Origin of the sequence: Streptomyces canarius, from assembly GCF_014650735.1 — a bacterium.
Lineage (GTDB): Bacteria > Actinomycetota > Actinomycetes > Streptomycetales > Streptomycetaceae > Streptomyces > Streptomyces olivaceoviridis.
Genome location: NZ_BMVN01000144.1, coordinates 1 through 4,310, shown reverse-complemented (window position 1 = coordinate 4,310; position 4,310 = coordinate 1). Strand labels below are relative to the sequence as shown.

General features: G+C 67.9%; 4 protein-coding genes. 1 reads left to right on the top strand and 3 read right to left on the bottom strand.

Features of this window, described 5'->3' with window-relative positions:
• From IE294_RS46390 to IE294_RS46380, 3 genes are all read right to left on the bottom strand, one after another.
• Nucleotides 1–402 (bottom strand): IS701 family transposase (locus IE294_RS46390; RefSeq protein WP_373315972.1); only part of this gene is annotated, 402 nt, incomplete at its 3' end.
• A 325-nt stretch (nucleotides 403–727) separates the two neighbouring features.
• Complete coding sequence (locus IE294_RS46385; protein ID WP_189895337.1) at nucleotides 728–2,257, bottom strand: glycoside hydrolase family 64 protein; 1,530 nt, start codon at nucleotides 2,255–2,257, stop codon at nucleotides 728–730.
• Nucleotides 2,258–2,272: 15 nt separating this feature from the next.
• Entirely contained in the window at nucleotides 2,273–3,685 is a 1,413-nt protein-coding gene (locus tag IE294_RS46380) for a glycoside hydrolase family 16 protein (RefSeq protein WP_189895336.1), read from the bottom strand.
• Between the two features lie 223 nt (nucleotides 3,686–3,908).
• On the opposite strand from IE294_RS46380, the gene IE294_RS46375 reads away from it, so the two are divergent.
• Nucleotides 3,909–4,310, top strand: a 402-nt coding sequence (locus tag IE294_RS46375; RefSeq protein ID WP_373315972.1) for an IS701 family transposase, incomplete at its 3' end; no start/stop codon positions are given.

Sequence of the window (4,310 nt, the reverse complement as noted above, 5' to 3'; positions counted from 1 at the left end):
GTAGGCGAGGAAGGTGCCGATCTGGCAGTTCACGGTACGGCCGGCCGTTCCGGAGTACTGCCTTTGCACCCCGGCCGAGCGGACTCCCTTCTTCAGGAACCCGGTGTCGTCACCGATCAGCACCGCGTCCTTGTCACCGATGCTCTCGATGACGAAGTCACAGACGTCATCGCGGACCCCGTCGGCGTCCCAGTCCGCCCCGCCCAGCAGCCGCTGCATCCCGATCGGATGCGCCTCACCAGCACGTTCCGCCAGCGACCAGCCGTTCTTACGCTCCAACGGCGCCACCAGCCCGGCCATGTACTCCAACGCCCGCCCCCGCGGCTCCGAGCGAGCAAACCGCGACGCGAACCGCGCATGTACCCCGGCCAACACCTCACGCCAGAACTCGACTTGACGCACACCAAGATCCACAGACACCGGGACACTCAACCACACCAAACCCCATAACTGTGATTGCAGTATTAGGCGGCGCCGCGGCAGTGGGTGACGATGAGGGAGGGCGCCCACGGCTGCTCGTCCTCACAAACGGGGAAGTCGCCCGCTGACCGACGATCTCCACCGAAGTTACCCGCCCGTCACCAGCATGAGTACCCCGGAGCCGACGCACACCAGGCCCGTGACCTGCTACTTCACGATGCACACCACTCAGTGGAGTTCACCCGGTGAAGCCGCCGTGTACCGAAGGGGCGGGCATCAAGGCCCGCCCCTCTTCAGTACCTGTGGATCACCAGCCGATGCCGAGCGTCAGCCCGGTCGGCGGGTTCGCGTTGCCCAGGATCTGCACCGACGACTGGTCGTTGATGTCGTCGTAGGGGAAGGCATAGGCACGCTTGTCGAGACCGACGGTGTGCAGGAAGGCGGCGTAGTCGTTCTTGATGCCTCCGGTGTAGTAGGCGGACGGGGTGTACCAGGCCGAGGTGTCGAGGGCCACGCCGCGGTTGAACGCGGCGCAGAACTCCGCGCCGAGTTGCTTCTCCGGGTCGCTGCCCGAGGCCAGCGCGCCCGCGCAGGCCACGACGTCCGGGGAGGACGGCTTGGCGAGTGTGTAGGGACCGGCGCCGTTCTTGGTGAAGGTGAGGGTGTTCCCGGAGACCTGTCCCGAGAAGGTCTCACCGAGCCGGGTGAGCTTGAAGGGGTGGGCAGCGTAGTAGGACCAGGTCTGATCGACGTACGCCTGAAGGTAGTTCGCCTGGGAGCCGCCCGCGAGGAAGAGGCTGGAGGAGCGCGGGGCGACGATACGGTACGTGTTCTGCAGCGGCCTGAAGGCCGCGCCCACCGAGGCGGCGTACTGCGACATGACCTGGGCGCGGGTCAGCGTGATGCCCCGCGTGGTGTCGTAGCCGCTGGAGGTCTGCGTCAGCCGCGAGGTCATCGGGAAGCCGAACTGGTCGACCTGCGTGGTGTTGCCGCCGAAGGACACCTGTCCGAAGACGTACGTGTACTCGTACCAGTCGTAGTAGACGTCCGTGTTGGGGTCGTTCGGATTGCGCAGGTCGGGGCCGCCCCAGCCCTGGTCGTCCGGGGACACCGGGATGTACAGCGGGGAGCCGAGGGACACGTAGATCCGTCCGCCGCGGATCGATGTGGGTGAAGGCACCGAGCCGCCCGACTGGGCCAGCGTGAACGACATGTTCGGGTAGTTCACGCCGTTCTTGGTCAGGTGGCCGGGCGTGGTGGCGTCCAGGTGATTGATGTGCGTCATCGTCCCGTCGGACTTCATGTACGACCACTGACCGGGCGTCACCTGGCCGAGCACGGTGACGTAGATCTGTGAGTTCCCGTACGTGCCACGGGTGTTGTTCTGGAACGAGATCGGGAAGCTGCCGGTACCGCCGCCACCGCCGTCACCTCCGCCTCCGCTGCCGACGGTGTAGGTGAAGTGCGGGGTGTCGTAGAGCGGGCCGCTCTTCTCGTACGTGAACCAGTACTCCAGTGTGAAGCCGCCCGGCAGGCCGCTGACGCTCTGCTGCCAGGTGCCCGCGTTGTTCGTCATCCGGAAGTTCTGCTGTCCGGCGGTCGGCGACAGGTAGTGCACATCGACAAGGGATGCGGGTGTGGCCGGCTTGAACCAGATCTGGACCGAGCCGGTGCCGGCCGGGGTGACCCCTTGGGTGTAGTCGGCGGCGGCCCTCGCGGGCGCCGCCCCGGCCAGGCCGAGTGCCAGCACCGTGAGGAGGGCGGTCAGGACGGCCGTCACCAGCCGCCCGGCCCCGGGGCCGAGCGCTCCGGACCTGGCCGCGGAGTGTGTGGTCATCGGTCGACTCCCTTGTCAGTGGCCGAAGTCGAACCAGTTGACGTTCACGAAGTCGGCCGACTGCCCGCTGGTGAAGGTCAGATAGACGTCGTGCGTTCCGGTGACGGAGCTGATGTTCGCGGGCACCGTCCGCCAGGCCTGCCAGCCGCCGGTGTCGGCCACCGCGAAGCTGCCGATCGGCGCGCTCGTACGGCTGTCGAGGCGCACCTCGACCACTCCGCTGACACCGCCCGCCGCGCCGCTCGCGACCCGGCCGTAGAACTGCCTGGCCGCCGTGGAACCGAAGTCGACGCCCTTGTACAGCGCGTAGTCGCCGTTCGCGAGCGTGCTGATGTTCTGGCCGCCGCCCGTGTCGGTGGTGGTCTCGGTGCCGACGCCGGCCTGGCCGTCGTACGACTCGGCCTGGATCGCGCTGTACGCGTCACGGTTGCCGGACGGCGGTGGGGTCGTGGGCGGCGGGGTGGTGCCGCCACCGCCGGCCGACTGGAGCACCTGGACGTAGTCGACCACGAGCGGGTGACCAGGGTCGGTGCCGCCGTCGGGCCCGCCACCGAAGGCCGCCGGGAATTCGCCGCCCATCGCGACGTTCAGGATGATGAAGTAGCCGTGGTTCGTGGCGTTGGCCCAGGTCGTCGCGTCGACCTGATTCTGCCTGACCGTGTGGAAGTTGACGCCGTCGAGGTAGAAGCGCATCTCCTCGGGGCTGGTCGACCTGTCCCACTCGACGGCGTAGGTGTGGAAGCCGCCCTGGCAGGTCGTGCCCGCGCAGGCCTTCTGGCCGCCGATGCCCGACTTCTCGTTGCAGGGGCCGCCCGGGCTGGTGCCGCAGTGCATCGTGGCCCACTCGTTGTTGATGCCCTGGACGTTCTCCATGATGTCCAGTTCGCCCACGCCGGGCCAGTTCCACCAGTTGCCGCGGTAGGGGGCGCCCAGCATCCAGAAGGCCGGCCAGTAACCCTTGGCGGCGGCGCCGGTCACGTTCGGCATCTGGAGGCGGGCCTCGACGCGCAGCTTGCCGCCGGCGGGCGGCTGGAAGTCGGAGCGGTTCGTCTCGACACGGCCGGACGTCCAGTTGCCCGCGGTGTCGCGCCGTGGGGTGATCCTGAGGTTTCCGGCGCCGTCGAGCGAGACGTTGCTGGTGCTGGAGGTCATCGTCTCTACCTCCCCGGTGCCGAAGCCGGCGGGCCCGCCGGGGTAGCTCGTGCCCGTCGTGTACTGCCAGTTGGCCGTGTTGATGCCCGATCCGGCGGGTCCGTTGAAGTCGTCAAGGAAGACCTGGGACCAGCCGGACGGTGGGGTGGGGGCGGACGCGTCCGCGGGGAGGGCGGTGGCCGTGGCGACGGCTGCGGCCAGGCCGAGTGTGCCGAGCACGGCGACGAGCGCCCGCCCGAGGGGGCGCCGTGTGGGTATGCCGGAGGTTGCGCTCATGGGGAGGCCTCTCGGGTACGGAGGGATGTGCGCGGGTGCTCTTGAGAGCGCTCTCAAGATGCGGTCACTGTGCTCTCGCACCCTCCGACCGTCAAGAGTTAAAACAAAGAAAGTCCTTCCGGCGCAGGAGAGTTCACCCAGTGAAGGCGCGGACGGGCTAGTACTGCAATCACAGTTATGGGGTTTGGTGTGGTTGAGTGTCCCGGTGTCTGTGGATCTTGGTGTGCGTCAAGTCGAGTTCTGGCGTGAGGTGTTGGCCGGGGTACATGCGCGGTTCGCGTCGCGGTTTGCTCGCTCGGAGCCGCGGGGGCGGGCGTTGGAGTACATGGCCGGGCTGGTGGCGCCGTTGGAGCGTAAGAACGGCTGGTCGCTGGCGGAACGTGCTGGTGAGGCGCATCCGATCGGGATGCAGCGGCTGCTGGGCGGGGCGGACTGGGACGCCGACGGGGTCCGCGATGACGTCTGTGACTTCGTCATCGAGAGCATCGGTGACAAGGACGCGGTGCTGATCGGTGACGACACCGGGTTCCTGAAGAAGGGAGTCCGCTCGGCCGGGGTGCAAAGGCAGTACTCCGGAACGGCCGGCCGTACCGTGAACTGCCAGATCGGCACCTTCCTCGCCTAC